General features: G+C 57.4%; 10 protein-coding genes. 3 read left to right on the top strand and 7 right to left on the bottom strand.

The window, feature by feature from the left end; translation table 11 throughout:
* Positions 1-23: 23 nt before the first annotated feature.
* The 6 genes from ACQY4Z_RS06250 to ACQY4Z_RS06225 all read right to left on the bottom strand — a co-directional run bounded on the left by ACQY4Z_RS06250 (position 24) and on the right by ACQY4Z_RS06225 (position 8,107).
* Positions 24-1,124, bottom strand: coding sequence for an AraC family transcriptional regulator ligand-binding domain-containing protein (locus ACQY4Z_RS06250; RefSeq protein WP_428527644.1), 1,101 nt, complete (start codon positions 1,122-1,124; stop codon positions 24-26).
* A 165-nt stretch (positions 1,125-1,289) separates the two neighbouring features.
* A complete protein-coding gene (locus ACQY4Z_RS06245) occupies positions 1,290-3,500 on the bottom strand; it encodes a 3-hydroxyacyl-CoA dehydrogenase NAD-binding domain-containing protein (RefSeq protein WP_428527642.1) in 2,211 nt (736 codons plus the stop codon).
* A gap of 21 nt (positions 3,501-3,521) precedes the next feature.
* Positions 3,522-4,730, bottom strand: coding sequence for an acetyl-CoA C-acetyltransferase (locus tag ACQY4Z_RS06240; RefSeq protein ID WP_428527640.1), 1,209 nt, complete (start codon positions 4,728-4,730; stop codon positions 3,522-3,524).
* Positions 4,731-4,757: 27 nt separating this feature from the next.
* Complete coding sequence (locus ACQY4Z_RS06235) at positions 4,758-5,396, bottom strand: glutathione S-transferase family protein (RefSeq protein ID WP_428527638.1); 639 nt, start codon at positions 5,394-5,396, stop codon at positions 4,758-4,760.
* Between the two features lie 105 nt (positions 5,397-5,501).
* Positions 5,502-7,298: an acyl-CoA dehydrogenase C-terminal domain-containing protein gene (locus ACQY4Z_RS06230; RefSeq protein ID WP_428527636.1), complete on the bottom strand. Its 1,797-nt coding sequence runs from the start codon at positions 7,296-7,298 to the stop codon at positions 5,502-5,504.
* A 344-nt stretch (positions 7,299-7,642) separates the two neighbouring features.
* Complete coding sequence (locus ACQY4Z_RS06225; protein ID WP_008192637.1) at positions 7,643-8,107, bottom strand: MerR family transcriptional regulator; 465 nt, start codon at positions 8,105-8,107, stop codon at positions 7,643-7,645.
* Between the two features lie 420 nt (positions 8,108-8,527).
* On the opposite strand from ACQY4Z_RS06225, the gene ACQY4Z_RS06220 reads away from it, so the two are divergent.
* The 3 genes from ACQY4Z_RS06220 (at position 8,528) to ACQY4Z_RS06210 (ending at position 14,527) form a co-directional block, all read left to right on the top strand.
* A complete protein-coding gene (locus ACQY4Z_RS06220; protein WP_428527633.1) occupies positions 8,528-12,589 on the top strand; it encodes a peptidoglycan-binding protein in 4,062 nt (1,353 codons plus the stop codon).
* Positions 12,590-12,821: 232 nt separating this feature from the next.
* Entirely contained in the window at positions 12,822-13,751 is a 930-nt protein-coding gene (locus ACQY4Z_RS06215) for a sulfite exporter TauE/SafE family protein (RefSeq protein ID WP_428527631.1), read from the top strand.
* Positions 13,748-14,527 carry a TIGR02186 family protein gene (locus tag ACQY4Z_RS06210; RefSeq protein WP_428527629.1) on the top strand — a complete coding sequence of 260 codons (780 nt, stop codon included), beginning with the start codon at positions 13,748-13,750 and terminating at the stop codon, positions 14,525-14,527. Before ACQY4Z_RS06215 ends, ACQY4Z_RS06210 begins: the two co-directional genes overlap by 4 nt.
* A gap of 21 nt (positions 14,528-14,548) precedes the next feature.
* On the opposite strand, the gene ACQY4Z_RS06205 is transcribed toward ACQY4Z_RS06210, so the two are convergent.
* Positions 14,549-15,139, bottom strand: coding sequence for a histidine phosphatase family protein (locus ACQY4Z_RS06205; protein ID WP_428527627.1), 591 nt, complete (start codon positions 15,137-15,139; stop codon positions 14,549-14,551).
* Between the last annotated feature and the right edge of the window lie 3 nt (positions 15,140-15,142).

The following is a 15,142-nucleotide window of genomic DNA, read 5'->3' as shown; positions in this document are numbered from 1 at the left end:
CGGCATATCCTGGGGGTTTGAAGTCACGTGGGTTTGATTAGATCCTGAGGGGGAGCAGCAGATGATCCAGACACATCGTAGTCGTCGATTGTTCGCGCTGTTTCTGTCCGGCATGCCGCCAGTTTCTCGCGAACTTTTCTGGGGCTTTCACCGAACCATAATTTGACGGCCCGCGAGAAGGTGCTGAGTTCGGAAAACCCGAGGAGATAAGCAATCTCCTTCATCGGAAGATCTGTTGAGCGCAGGTAACGTTCTGCTGCAGATTTCCTGATTTCTTCGTTCAACTGACGGTATGTCGTCCCCTCTTTTGCCAGAAGGCGCTGGATTGCCCGTTGTGACATCCCGATTTTCGCCGCGATCTTTGGCAACGCAGCCCCACCTTCAGACAGGCTGGCAGCGATCTCGTTTGCCAGGCGTGAGATCGGAGAGACCATCTGCCCGAATTCATCCAGTTCCTGAAGCGCTGATTTTAAAATGATCTGGTAGAGATGCGGATCCTGACGCCGCAAAGGCCTGTTGAGCAACGCCTTTGGTAAGCTGATCCGGTTCGTCGGCGCACGAAACTGGATGCGGCCTTGATATTTCTTTTGAAAGGCGGACGTCTTTTCTGGCGGGTAGGTTGCGATTTCAATGAGGATTGGCGGGACTTTCATGTCGAGCGCATGTTCCAGCTGCCGGGCTGCCCAGCCTATCCGGGCAAACATGTTTTGCCGCCACTCCCCGCGTCCCTCCAGGCTGGGCCATTCGATAAAGGCACCGGTCTCTGTTTCTTCGAACCTTATTCTATAGGCGTTCGTACGGATCTGGATGAAACGGACCCAGGCCTGACACGCATCACGCAAAGACGGCGCGCAGGCAAAAACGTAGTCGAATATGGAAAAGCTGCCGACATCCAGCTTGTTGAACATGTCGAACATGATCGCGTCATCATTCAGAGAACTCGCGACATATTCAAAGGTGCCATGCCAAGCTGTTATGGGAACGATACCCTGCGGATCATCCAGAGCCTGAAGGTCAAAGTTATACACTTTGGCGATATGAGCCCAGTCCAACCTGTCGTTTGGACAAACATCCCGCAAGACACGCAGCACATCCGCGCGCGCCCACTCTCCGTCAAGCGGCATTTCCCCTCCACGCAAACCTTAAGGTCTTTTTCTTACCTCCACTTTGCATGAGGCGGCAGTTGGGATCAAGTCGCGTCGTATTTTGCAAACACTAAAGTGATGGGAAAAGAAAACGCCGCTTTCCGAAGAAAGCGGCGTCAAAGGCTAAAGCGGTTCTGCTTGTTATCAAGCGGCGTCTTTGACAGCGACTTCGCCTTTTGGCGGGAACCGGCCGTAGAAGGTTTCGTTGGTCTTGGCCATGTCACGCAGCAGCTTGTTTGGCTTGAAGCGTGGTCCCCACTTGCGCGTGAACTTCTTGCAAAGTTCCACAAACTCGGTCGTGCCCATCATGTCGATGTAGCTGAGCGTGCCGCCAGTGTAGGGCGCAAACCCGAATCCGAGGATCGAGCCGACATCGGCCTCGCGCACGTCGGTGAGGCAGTTTTCTTCAAAGATCCGAGCAGATTCCAGGGCCTGCATCACGAGCAAGCGTTGCTTCAGCTCTTCGATGTTGAAACTGTCTGCCGATTTCGGCTGGCCAACGACGTCCGGAATGCCCGGCCACAGGCTTTTGTCCTTGCCGTTGTAGTCGTAGAAGCCCTTGCCGTTCTTGCGGCCAAAGCGCTCCCGCTTGACGACCATCTCTTCCAGGATGTTGTCGAGTGGACCTTCAACGTATTTGACGCCAAGATCCTTGCGGGTTGCCGATACGATTTTCCACGCAAGATCAAGCGCGACTTCGTCCCCGAGGGACAGCGGACCAACCGGCATGCCGGCCATCTTGCCCGCGTTTTCGATCATTGGTGCCGGAATGCTGTCCGCCAGCATCATCAGGCCTTCGCGGATGTAGGTCATGACAACGCGTGATGTGTAGAAACCGCGGCTGTCGTTGACGACGATCGGGGTCTTCTTGATGGCCTTGATGTAATCGAGAGCCATGGCAAGGGCCCGGTCGGACGTCCGTTTGCCCATGATCACTTCCACCAGCATCATCTTGTCGACTGGCGAGAAGAAGTGAATGCCGATGAAGTTCTTCGGACGTTTGGAGGCTTGGGCCAGAGACGTGATCGGCAAGGTCGAGGTGTTGGACGCGTAGATCGCCCGTGACTTCATCACCGCTTCGGCCTTTTCGGTCACTGTTTTCTTGATCTCGCGATCTTCAAAAACGGCCTCAATCACAAGATCACAATCGGCGAGTTCTTCGTAATCCGCGGTCGCCTGAATGCGGGACAGAACCTTGGCCTTTTGATCTTCAGTTGAGCGGCCGCGCTTGACCGCCTTGGTCAGCAGGTCGTCCGTGTGGGCCTTGCCCTTGTCAGCAGCTTCTTGGTCGCGGTCAATTAGCACCACGTTGATGCCAGCTTGCGCGGTGACATAGGCAATGCCCGCTCCCATAAAGCCCGCGCCGAGAATGCCAACTTTTTTGATGTTGTTCGGACGTTGGTCGATGGGGCGGCGTGCGCCTTTGTTCAGCTCCTGCATGGAGACGAACAGGGAGCGGATCATGTTGGCGGCTTCCGGGGTCTGCAGCACCTTCGCGAAGTAGCGGCTTTCAACCTGAAGGGCGAGATCCATCGGCAACTGCAGACCTTCCACAACCGCATGAAGCAGGTAGCGGGCGCCCGGGTAGTTGTCGAAGGTTTCCCGGCGGTATATCGCGTTTGCGGCCGGCCAGAACTGGAAGCCCGCCGGAGAGTAGACCTTGCCATTGGGGAGCTTGAAGCCCTTCTTGTCCCAAGGCTTGACCGGATCAACACCGGCCTTCAGCATTTTCTTGGCCGCGGCAACCAGCTTCTTGGATTGGGTCACCTCATCAACAAGCTTCAGCTGTTTGGCTTGCGGCGCACGGAGCGTCTTGCCCTGCAAGAGGAACTGCATCCCCTGCTGGCCGTCGGCCATGCGCATCACGCGCTGTGTGCCACCAGCACCCGGGAACAGGCCAACTTTCACTTCCGGCAGACCCATTTTCAGGTCTTCGTCGACAACCCGCGCATGACAAGCGAGCGCCAACTCGGTGCCACCGCCCATGGACGTGCTGTTCACGGCTGCAACAAACGGTTTGCCGCAGGTTTCCAGCTTCCGGTAAACTAGAGTGAGTTTGCGGGAGCCTTCGAAAAGCGCTTTTGCGGCAGCTTCTGGATCTTTCGCGCGCTGCACGTGGAAGTCTTTCAAGAGACCTTCCAGCATGGTCAGGTCTGCGCCGCCGGAAAACGCGCTCTTACCGGATGTGATGACCGCGCCCTTGATGGCCTCATCGCCGACAACCTGGTCAACTACAGCATCGAGTTCTTCCATGACGCTGAGATCGATGACGTTCATCGATTTCTCCGGCATGTCCCATGTGATCAGTGCAATGCCGTCTTCGTCGGTTTCGATCGTGAAGTTTTTGTAAGTCATTATATATCCTCCACATTACCCTTAAACGCGTTCGATGATGGTTGCCGTGCCCATGCCGGCACCAATGCAGAGCGTGACCAGCGCTGTGTTGAGATCACGGCGTTCCAGCTCGTCCAGGACGGTTCCAAGGATCATCGCACCGGTCGCGCCGAGCGGGTGGCCAAGTGCGATGGCTCCACCGTTGACGTTGACCGTCTCGGGGTCGAGATCGAATGCCTGCTGGTAGCGCAGAACGACGGAGGCAAAGGCTTCGTTGATCTCGATGAGATCGATGTCCTTCATCTCCATTTTGGCGTTCTTCAGAAGCTTCTCGGTTACGTCAACCGGGCCGGTCAGCATCAGTGCCGGTTCGGAGCCGATGTTGGCAAATGCCTTGATGCGCGCGCGCGGCTTCATGCCGATGGAACGACCGGCGGTCGAGGAGCCGATCAGGACCGCCGCTGCGCCATCAACGATCCCGGAGGAGTTGCCAGCGTGGTGAACGTGTTTGACGGTTTCCACTTCCGGATGGGCCTGAATGCCAACCGCATTGAAGCCACCCATGGCGCCCATCATTTCAAAGGACGGGTTCAGCGAGGCGAGGGACTGCATGTCCGTCTCCGGGCGCATGTGCTCGTCCTTGGCCAGGATCGTGATGCCGTTGATGTCCTTGACTGGAACGACAGACTTGTCGAACTTGCCGTCTTCCCAGGACTTGCCCGCACGCTTCTGGCTCTCCACCGCATAGGCATCGCAGTCATCACGGCTAAAGCCGTATTTCGTTGCGATCAGGTCTGCGGAAACGCCCTGCGGCATGAAGTAGGAGGGAATGGCAACCTGCGGCTCGATCGGCCATGCCCCACCAGATGCGCCAAGCCCGACACGGCTCATGCTTTCCACACCACCGGCGATCACGAGCTTGTGCTGGCCGGCCATGACCTGAGCGGAGGCCATGTTGACGGCATCAAGGCCTGATGCACAGAACCGGTTGATCTGCATGCCTGGAACCGAGGTGTCATAATCCGCTGCGAACACGGCTGCACGGGCGATGTCACCGCCGGCTTCACCGACCGGATCGACGCAGCCGAGAACCACGTCATCAACCTTTTTCGTGTCGATACCGTTGCGGTCGCGGATTGCTTCCAGCGCGGTGGCCGCCAGGCGGACGGCTGGCACTTCGTGCAGGGCACCGTCCTTTTTGCCACGGCCGCGCGGGGTGCGCACGTGGTCGTAAATATAGGCTTCAGGCATCAAATCCTCCTCTAGATCAGGCGGGCCTCACGCGGCACTTGGCAAAGGGTGGCCGGGCATGAGGTCGTAAGGATGTTTCCAGCCGGGTTGGGACTTTATGCGGTCCAGCCAGGCGGTCACGTTTTGGTATTCGCTGAGGTCAATGCCGAGTTCGCCCTCGTAAAACAGATAGCTGCAGAGGGAAAAATCGGCTGCCGTCAGTTTGGAGCCGATAGCGAAATCGTTTTTCGCCAAGTGCTTGTCCAGAATGGCCAGCGCGCTTTTGGCCCGCCCATCCAGAAACTTCACAACATCGGTTTCACCGGTCTTGATAAGCGTGCGCATGAACCGCAGCGGGCCGAGCATGCCGGACACTTTCTGATTGTCGAAAATGGTCCAGCGTAGAATTTCGCGGCGCTCTGCGTCGGTGTCCCAGCCAAAGCTTCCGAACTTCTCAACGAGATAGTCCATGATGACTGCGGACTGGGTCAGCGTCTCATTGCCATGAACAAGTACCGGGACTTCCCCCATTTCATTCAGTGACGAGCGGAACTCTTCGCTGCGCGTTTCGCCGTTGAAGAAATCGACCCAGGACGCTTCCCAGTCCGCGCCGCACAGCTCCAGCATGAGTGCGACTTTGTAGGAATGCCCGGACTGGGCCATGCAATGAAGAACGAATTCAGCCATAACGATGTTATCTCCCTGACAAATATGCTTATGGCGGGACTATACCGCCCCAAACAGATTTTGCGCGGGTGAATGATCGGCCCGGCGATCACCGGGCCGTTCGGCTTAAAATGCTTCGGCGCTGACCGACATCATGGTGTCTGAACCTGTTGAAATCCGGGCAAGGTGCGCCGCGGTCTCGGGCATGGTCCGTTCCATGTAGAAGGTGCCGAAGGCCAACTTGTCGGAGAGCCACTGCTCCTTGCCGTTGGCGCCGTTGTTCAACGTTTCCTTTGCCGTCTTGGCGATCTTTGCCCACATGTAACCGAGTGCAACGAGGCCGAAGAGGTGCATGTAGTCAGTTGAGCCAGCCCCGGCATTGTCCGGGTTCTTCATTGCGTTGTTCATGAACCACATGGTAGCCGCTTGCAGATCGTCGACACCTTTCTTCAGCGGGCCGGTAAATGCGACCAGGTCTTCGTTGTCCTTGTTTTCCTTCAAGAACGTGTTGACTTCATTGAAGAAGCTCATGACCGCGCGGCCGCCATTCGCCGGAAGCTTGCGGCCCACGAGATCCAGCGCCTGGATGCCGTTCGCGCCCTCGTAGATCATGGCGATACGAGCGTCGCGGACGAACTGCTCCATACCCCACTCGCCGATATAGCCGTGGCCACCATACATCTGCTGGGCATTGACCGCGTTTTCGAAGCCGATGTCGGTCAGAACACCTTTGAGAACCGGTGTCATGAGGCCCATCATGTCGTCGGAGAACTGCTTGTCCTTGTCGTCTTCAGAGCGATGGGACACGTCGCCGTGCAACGCGGTCCAGATGACCAACGCCCGGGCTGCTTCGTTGAAAGCCCGGATGGACATCAAGGTGCGGCGGACGTCCGGATGAACGATGATCGGATCGGCGGCCTTGTCAGGGCTTTTCGGCCCTGTGAGTGCGCGGCCCTGAATGCGGTCTTTCGCGTATGTCACGGCGTTCTGGTAGGCAACTTCCGACTGCGACAGACCTTGAACGGCCACACCGAGGCGGGCTTCGTTCATCATGACGAACATGGCGCGCAGGCCCTTGTTTTCTTCGCCAACGAGCCAGCCGGTCGCATCGTCATAGTTCATGACGCAGGTCGCGTTGCCGTGGATTCCCATCTTGTGCTCGATGGAGCCGCAAGACACACCGTTGCGCGCACCGCTTGTGCCATCCTCGTCAATCTCGTTCCGCGGAACGACAAACAGCGAGATGCCTTTGTTGCCTTCCGGGGCACCTTCGATGCGGGCCAGAACCAGGTGAATGATGTTGTCCGACATTTCGTGTTCACCGGCCGAAATGAAGATCTTGGTGCCGGAAATCTTGTAGGAACCGTCGGCTTGCGGGACGGCTTTGGTGCGGATGAGGCCGAGATCCGTGCCGCAATGAGGCTCGGTAAGGTTCATCGTGCCGGTCCATTTGCCGGCGATCATCTTCGGCAGATAAGTCTGCTTCTGTTCATCCGTTCCATGGATGGTCAGCGCAGCAATCGCACCTGCGGTCAGGCCCGGATACATGGAGAAGGCCATGTTGGCGGAGGAGGCGAACTCGTTGAAGATCGTTGCCAGCGTGTGCGGCAAACCTTGTCCGCCGTAATCCGCATCAGCCGAGAGGGTGCCCCAACCGCCTTCGCAAAAAGCGTCATAAGCTTCCTTGAAGCCTTTCGGAACGGAGACCGTGCCGTCGTCGTTCCGGGTGCAACCTTCCTGATCGCCAGACTGGTTGATTGGCTGGAGGACTTCCTCAGTAAACTTGGCGCCTTCCTTTAGGATGGCTTCCACGAGGTCCAATGGAGCGTCGGAAAAACCCGGCAGGTTGGAATAGCGCTCGTATCCGAACACGTCTTTCAAAAGGAAAAGGGTATCATCAACCGGTGCGGAGTATGTCGGCATGGAAATCCTCCCAGATTTGCCGTCAGATGTTTTTTGCATGACGTTTCCGTAAACGTCACCTTGAACATCTATATACGCGCGAAATTCTAGGGCGACAAGGGGTGTCGTAACGGAATCATAGCCCAAAAAACGAGCTGAAAAACATCAAAAGTGAGGTTTTTGTGGTGGTGCACGCACTGAAACAGTGCGTGACGCTACGTTTTTCAACCTGTTAGATAATGGTCGAAAATGCGCCTAATGCGATTAAAAATTGTGTGAGCGTACATAAGTTGCATGAAAAAAGCCCGGCATTCCGTTTGAGAATGCCGGGCTTGATCTGCCGGTAGGAAAGACGGTTGGCCAAATCAGGCTTCTTCAGCTTCCTTTTGCTTCAGCATGCCAGAAACGATCTCGACGGTGCGTGAGAGCTCTTCAATGGCTGTTTCGATGTCCTTGCGCTGGTTCTCAAGAACCGCGATCTGCTCGTTGAAGCGGGAAAGTGCGACCCGCAGCTGAGTGACCTGTCCATCGCGCAGGTCATATAGGTCCAGCATGTCCCGAATTTCAGAGAGTGAAAAGCCAACCTGCTTGCCCATAAGAACCAGTTTCAGGCGTGCCCGGTCGCGGCGGTTATAGACCCGGTTCATGCCATCGCGCTTCGGATTGATCAGGCCCTTGTCTTCATAAAAGCGCAGTGTCCGCAGCGTGCAGCCAAATTCCTTCGCCAGATCGCCGATCGTGAATTGCGTCTTCTTGCTGCCGTCGTCGGAGGCTGCAACCACATCGACCAGCTCATCGTTGTTGTTCAAAATCGAAAGCGCTTCGCTCATTTTGCTTGTTCTCTTGCTTTGCTCCGCTGCCAGCGGGCTGCCGTTTCAACTTGAAAAGACCCAATGCAGACCGCGAGTTCACTCGCAAAAAGGACTGACATGCGCGTTTTCCGGCGCGGGTTCTTCTTGAATTCTTGTGCACTGTTTAGCTTACGTTTGCGTCACCGTCTAGTCCGCGGCACTACGTGCTGTCAAATTTGCGGAAGGCACGGCGCACGATTCGATATTGTTTGTGCATATCCTGAACGATTGGCCGCCGCTCAATGCGCAGAATCGCATTTGGCGAGGCGAATTAACGGCCTGTTTACCCTAAGTGGACAAAGTCTTGGAAAATGCTGGCTCGTACTCCGGTCTTCGTCGGACACTGTTTTTAGCCAGCTCCTTTAGGTGGTCTCAAGACCAATAGCCCAGGGTCAGGATATGCCGGCTAGAAACAAACACGAGGCAGGACGCCGCGGCCGAGATGTGTATGACAGTCTAGATCGGAACGATTTGCCTCACCGCGAACCCGCGCGCGCTCGAATTGAACGACTTACCCGAACGGCGACAGCGCTCGGTGGATACGACCGGACATATGCTGGTGGGCGAGGGCCGGAAGAGGACTTGGATGCGGTGGCGGACGAACTCGACCGCCTGCTCTCAGAAAAAGCGGAACGCGAAGCGCCGCAACGCAATCGCGGCCGGTCCTCCCGGTCAGCCCCACGGCGGGTGCGCGAGCGCGCGCCCGACGCTGGTATCGATGATGTCATGGGGGCGCTTGACCGGCTTGACCGGCAGGTCCAGGGGCTGGCAGGTGACGAAGACTACGTGGACGAATACGAGCGCGCACCGTCCCGCAGCCACCGCGCCGGCCGCTACGCCATCGACGCCCTCGATGATCATGATGATTATGGCGATGACGACGGGTACTACGAAGACGACCCATATGATGATGCAGGTTACGGCGGAGAGGACGATGCTTACCACCAGCGCGCTCCGCGCCGCAGCTCGATCGCCAGCCGGAATGCGTCCATGCATGCCTACAAGGACCTGGGACGGCGCATCGATGCTCTGAGAAAGCCGCAAGAACAAGCTCTGGCGCATGTTCGCGAGGAACTGGGTTCGCTGCGCGATGCACTCGGGGGAATGGCACGCGGCACCAATGAGACTGTGAGCCGTCAGAATGCCGAGTTGCGGCGGTTGGCCGACATGGTGGACCGGCTGCGCAACGATAAGAAGAACGACCAGCTTGCAAAGGAAATCCGCAAAGAGGTTTCTGAACTGAAGTCCCTGGTTGGCCGAACCAATGTTGAAGGGGCGCTTCAGACGCTGGAGCACGGGTACGCACATATCTTGCAGCGGCTTGACGAACTGTCCCGAGCTTCAGTGGATCCCCGCATCCTTCGCGGTGTGACTGTCAGGCTGAACGAAATTGAGGACGCCTTCGCGGCTTTGCCGCGTTCGGAGCACATGATGGTCCTTGAAGACCGTGTCGTGTCGATCGCCGAACGGATGGAAGATCTGCTCCAGCGGAAGGATCATGCAGAAATTGAACCTTTGCGTGCGGAACTCCGTGAAGTGCGCGGGTTTGTGCAACAGATCGATGTGAAAGGCCTCGTTGAAGGCATCGACGACCGGATGAAGTTCGTCTCCAACCGGTTGGATGATCTGGAAACCTTGGCGAAGGAACAGCGTGGTCTCGACAGCAGGTTGTCTGCCATGGAGCAGCGCATGCCCGAGCCGGAGACTATCACGCGGCTTCAGGGGCGGCTTGAAGACATTGTCGGCATGATGGCCGACGACCGGTCTGCTCCTGCAGATCAGGCGCACCTGGAACAGCTGGACAATCGTCTCAACGAGATTGTGGACCGCCTCGAGCGGATGGAGCATGCAAAACCACTTCAATCCGGAGATCCCAGCGCATTCGACGCTTTGGGCAAACGGCTTGAGGCAATCTCAGGCAAGATTGATGCTATCGAAAAAAGGGCGGCCCGTCCGGTTGTGGCACCAGCCGCCGCAGCTCAAGGGTCGTCCGGACCAGATTCAAAGTTCCTTGCGCAGATCCAGGACCGCTTGAATGATCTGACGACCCGGCTTGATCAACCGAAAGATACGGTGACGACATCGGATCTCGACAAGCTGCGTTCGGAGATCACTGCAATGCGCGAGCGGGTCGCGCAGCCAGCGTCCACCGATGCCCTTGAGCAACGGATTTCCGATCTGGCGCAACTGGTAACCAACAGCGGGGAAAAGGTCGACGACAAAGGCCTTGAAATGCTGGGTGCCAAGGTCGCCGCTCTTGCTGAGCAGATTGAGACATCCTCCTCCAATGCTCAAAACTCGGACCAGATCTCTTCTGTTCTTGAGCGTATTGAGGCTGGGCTTGCTGAAACACGCACTGATGTTGCCAGTATCGCCAGGAAGGCTGCCCAGGAAGCCGTTGCCAATGCGCCGAAAGCCAAAAACAGCGAGTATGACACCGCGATCTCGTCGTTGCAGAACGACCTCAAGCGACTTTTGGATGCGGCTGAAGGCAGCGAGGAGCGGACCCGCAATACCTTTGACGGTGTAAAATCCGTCCTGGGGTCCATCACAGAGCGGTTGGACACCCTAGAGCGTGCCGAACCCGCAGCGCTGCAAATGAACGAACCGGCGCCAGAACCAACAGGCAGCTTGTTCTCTCCGATTAAGGTTGCTGAACGGCCACCGCTTTTTGCAAAGGCCCAGCCCGATGTGGCTGAGAGCCAAGCCAAGGCAGATCCGGCTCCAGAAGTTGCTGAAGAAACACCTGAAACGCCAAGGGACCGGAAGGCCGACTTCATCGCCGCGGCGCGCCGGGCTGCACAGGCCGCATCTGCGGAAGCTGCGCAACTCGAAAAGAAAAAGCCCGCAAAGGATGACGTTGAGGGGGCGGATGATGAGCGCGGCAAGGCGCGTGTTGGCTGGCTGCGGAACGTTCTCAAACGGTCTTCGTCCGAAAAGGATGAGGCGACCGACGAGGCGCTCGATCTGAAAACCGCGGACATGAGCCCGGTGGACGCAGACCACTCTGACGAGCAAACAACCGTTCTGGCAGGTGATCGGGTCGCCCCGGAACCCGCCCAAGCCTCCGGCGGTCGCCGCCGTGCAATCCTTTATACAGCGGCCGCGGTTGTCTTGTTGATGGCCGGCTTCTACGTCACGCGTGGTGTTCTGTCGCCATCTGATACGTCCCCGCAAGTAGCCGCTGTTCCGCAAGATGAAATGGTCGTGGGCGAGGCGGCACCTGCCAACCCGGCTGAGGATGCGGCTTCGAGTGTTGCCGCTACCGATCCTGAAACGGTTTCCGAAGGTGCCGTTGTGTCGGACAGTCCACCACCGATCGCAGCGAGTGATCCAATGCCGGCGATTGAAGGCTCTGTAGCGTTGGCGCCGCCTGTAACAAGCCAGCCACCGTCGGCTGTCATGGATCCTGCGCCGACACCAGCTGCTGTGTCCCAGTCCTTGGAAGCCGAACCAAGCGTCGCGTTTGCGCCGCCGGCCGGCGTTGAAAACAGCTTTGGCGCAGATCCGGCGGGTGTACCGGGCGGGTTTACTGCAGCCGGACAAACCGAATCCACTTCCGGTTCGGCAGGGTCTGCATTGCTGGCGAGCCTGCCGCCGGAAGGTGTTGGACCGATGGCGCTGCGCAGTGCGGCAGCCAGTGGAGACGCGGCTGCAGAATTCCTGATCGGTGTAAAATACACCGAAGGTGACGGTGTACCTGCCGATCTTGCCAAGGCAGCTGCATGGTATCAAAAGGCTGCCGACAAGGGCCTTGCTCCGGCGCAGTACCGGCTTGCCAGCCTTTACGAAAAGGGCCGTGGGGTCCAAAAGGATCTGCCGAAGGCAAAGGCTTGGTACACGCAATCCGCTGAAGCGGGCAATGCCAAGGCTATGCACAACCTTGCAGTTCTTTTTGCGGAAGGCGGTGGCGGACAGCCCGATTATGCATCGGCAGCCAAGTGGTTTGAAGACGCTGCCAACTATGGCGTCAAAGACAGCCTATTTAATCTCGGTATCCTTTATGCCGGTGGCATCGGCGTCGATAAGGATCTGATCGCCAGCTACAAGTGGTTTGCGATTGCTGCTGACCAAGGTGACCCGGAGGCTGCAAAGCGGCGCGACGATGTTGCCAACATGATGGATCAGGAAACCTTGGCGAGTGCCCGCCTTGCCGTTGAAGGGTTTAAACTGAAAACCCCGGATCCTGTTGCAAATAAAGTGACGCTGCAGCCAAGCTGGACGGAAGGGGCAGCCCTTCCGGCGAGCAATGCGTCTGTGACCGCCGTCGACAACTCGGCGATGATCCGCGAGGCGCAGGACAAGTTGAACTATCTGGGTTTTGACACCGGTACTCCGGACGGCCAGATGGGCCCGCGCACACGTAGCGCGATCCGGGCTTTCCAGCGCAGCCTCGGTCTGCCGGAGACGGGTCAAGTGGACAACCGGTTGATGGATGAGTTGAAAAGCCAGGCCATCTGACAAACCGCCTCGGACTGAACCCAATGAAGTTTGCAATGAGCCGGAGACGCAATGCGTTTCCGGCTTTTATGTTTCGCGGCTTGCAGATAACTGGCACTAATCACTCGGGGTAAGTGATAAGTCCAGTTGTGCGGAATTAAATTGCTGTGTTGACAGAGCAGCTGCCACAGGTTTTTAACCATTATACATGTAAGTTTATGCAGTCTTGTCTGCAGTTTTCCGGCGAAGCCCTGTGCAATTATACCTTCCGATAGCCGAGATACCGGTCAATATCTTCGTGATATTTGGCATGGGCGGGGCTGTGGGGTTCTTGTCCGGATTGTTCGGCATCGGCGGCGGCTTCCTTCTGACCCCGCTTCTGATTTTTTCCGGGATCCCGCCAGCGGTCTCTGTCGCGACGGTCACAACACAGGTCGTGGCGTCCTCCGCCTCTGCAGTTGTCACCTATTGGCGGCGCAAGGCAATTGACCTGAAGCTGGCCAGCGTCCTGCTTGCTGGCGGTGTTTCCGGGTCACTGCTCGGCGTTATTCTGTTCGATGTTTTGCAGGCGATCGGTCAGCTCGATGTGGTGATCTCCCTGTCTTATGTGACGTTTTTGGGGACAATCGGCGGGTTGATGCTGGTGGAATCGGTGCGGGCCATGCGCCGCCGCCGGTCGGGGGAACCGCCTCGGGCGCGAAAACCCGGTCAGCACAATTGGGTGCATGGGCTGCCGCTAAAGGTCCGGTTCCGGAGATCCAAGCTGTATGTCAGCGTGATACCTGTCGTCGGACTGGGCGCGGCCATCGGCTTTCTTGGCACCGTCCTTGGCATCGGCGGCGGCTTCATGATGGTACCGGCGCTGATTTATCTGTTGCGCGTTCCAACGAGCATCGTGATCGGGACATCCCTGTTCCAGATCCTTTTCACTATGGCGGCAGCGACGATCTTCCATGCCATGGGCACCAAGACCGTCGACATCGTTTTGGCGATGACCCTCATGGTCGGTGGTGTGATCGGCGCGCAATTTGGTGCACGAATGGGTCAGAACTTGCGCGGTGATCAGCTGCGACTGCTCTTGGCTTTGCTGGTTCTGGGGGTTGGCTTGCGTTTCGCGGTCGATCTCCTGCTGGTCCCCGAAGACCTCTACTCCATCGCGATCCAGAAGGGGGCCGGGCTATGATCCGCGCGGCCGCCATCGCTGCGATAACACTGTTCTTCGGCACGCTCGAAGGCTTTGCGAAAAGCGATGAGAGCCTGGTGACGGAGTTGTCGTCACAAACGGTTTCGATCCAGTCGAACTTCACCGGCACCGAGATCGTTATTTTCGGACAAGCGCAGGAAATTCAGTACCGCCCGGATACGGATCTCGACTACGATCTGGTGATTGTCGTCGAAGGTCCCCCGCAAGACATCACGACACGGCGCAAGGGACGTCTCCTTGGCGTCTGGGTCAACCGGGAAGCGGAAACCTTCCGAAACGTTCCGTCGTTTTATGCTGTGGCGAGTACAGCCGATATTTCTGAAATCGCCGGCAGGACGCTGTTGGACGAACATGCCATTGGCCTGAACCACATCAATCTCGCAGTGTCGGGCGAGTCGAATGTGTCACTCTCCGACCGGGATGATTTCCGCAGGGCCTTCGTTCGCCTGCGTCAGGATATGGGGCTCTATTCTGAGCGGGAGACATCCATTAGGTTTTTGACCGAAACGATGTTCCGGACCAACATTCCGTTGCCCGCCAACATTCCGGTTGGGGACTACGTCGTCAAAAGCTTCCTCTTTCATGAAGGCGACTTGATCGCAAACACCAACGATCACCTTCGTGTCGCAAAGACCGGCTTTGAGCAGATCACCTTCGAGTTGGCGCGGGAACATTCGTTCGTCTACGGCGTGCTTGCGGTCATTCTCGCGATCTTTACCGGTTGGCTCGCTGGCGTGATCTTCCGCAAGGATTGATCGGAGCAATACCGCTTTCTCTTAGATCCTCAAACGCCCGATCAGGTCGATTTCGCCGTTGTTAATCTCAACGACAATGCCTTCGCCGGATTGCGGAAAGATATCAGTCAGCGCGGTGATGTTAACCTGATGTGTGATGATGACCAGGGCACCATCACCTGGCCATTGCTCGAGTATGCGCTGACCTGCTCGGGTCTGCTCAGGCCCGGCGGAGCGGTTCTGAAAAAATGAGTTGAAGACCGGCTCTTCCTCGACTTGCCCCGGAAATGCGAGTTCCGCTGTTTCGACGCACCGGCACCATTGCGACGTCAACACGCGTCCGACCTTGATGCCCTTGTCCTGGAACGCCTGCCCAATCGCACGGGAGTCTGCGCGGCCCTGGTCATTTAGGTTCCGCTGTGTGGAGCAATCGCCAAGCGTGAAGTTGGCCGGATCTCCGGTTCCGGGCGCCAATGCGTGGCGGAAGAGAACAATGCCGCCGTTTTCCAGCGCCTGCCACGCAGCGTCATCTGCGCGCGCATGTGGCATTGTCAGAAGCATTGCCCAAGCAAAAACCAATGCCAGGGCAATACGTTGAAGCGAGAAACGGGGTCCAATTGGTGTGAATGTCATGTA

The organism is Roseibium sp., assembly GCF_965276855.1.
Taxonomy (GTDB): domain Bacteria; phylum Pseudomonadota; class Alphaproteobacteria; order Rhizobiales; family Stappiaceae; genus Roseibium.
Note: the sequence above shows the minus strand (reverse complement) of the source record. Positions and strands in the feature narration are given on the sequence as shown.

What these genes read in the sequence shown, in the direction of transcription:
- ACQY4Z_RS06250 (WP_428527644.1), bottom strand. Translation starts at nt 1,124, where the DNA reads ATGCCGCTTGACGGAGAGTGGGCGCGCGCGGATGTGCTGCGTGTCTTG.
- ACQY4Z_RS06205 (WP_428527627.1), bottom strand. Translation starts at nt 15,139, where the DNA reads ATGACATTCACACCAATTGGACCCCGTTTCTCGCTTCAACGTATTGCC.
- ACQY4Z_RS06230 (WP_428527636.1), bottom strand. Translation starts at nt 7,298, where the DNA reads ATGCCGACATACTCCGCACCGGTTGATGATACCCTTTTCCTTTTGAAA.
- ACQY4Z_RS06245 (WP_428527642.1), bottom strand. Translation starts at nt 3,500, where the DNA reads ATGACTTACAAAAACTTCACGATCGAAACCGACGAAGACGGCATTGCA.
- ACQY4Z_RS06210 (WP_428527629.1), top strand. Translation starts at nt 13,748, where the DNA reads ATGATCCGCGCGGCCGCCATCGCTGCGATAACACTGTTCTTCGGCACG.
- ACQY4Z_RS06220 (WP_428527633.1), top strand. Translation starts at nt 8,528, where the DNA reads ATGCCGGCTAGAAACAAACACGAGGCAGGACGCCGCGGCCGAGATGTG.
- ACQY4Z_RS06225 (WP_008192637.1), bottom strand. Translation starts at nt 8,107, where the DNA reads ATGAGCGAAGCGCTTTCGATTTTGAACAACAACGATGAGCTGGTCGAT.
- ACQY4Z_RS06240 (WP_428527640.1), bottom strand. Translation starts at nt 4,730, where the DNA reads ATGCCTGAAGCCTATATTTACGACCACGTGCGCACCCCGCGCGGCCGT.
- ACQY4Z_RS06235 (WP_428527638.1), bottom strand. Translation starts at nt 5,396, where the DNA reads ATGGCTGAATTCGTTCTTCATTGCATGGCCCAGTCCGGGCATTCCTAC.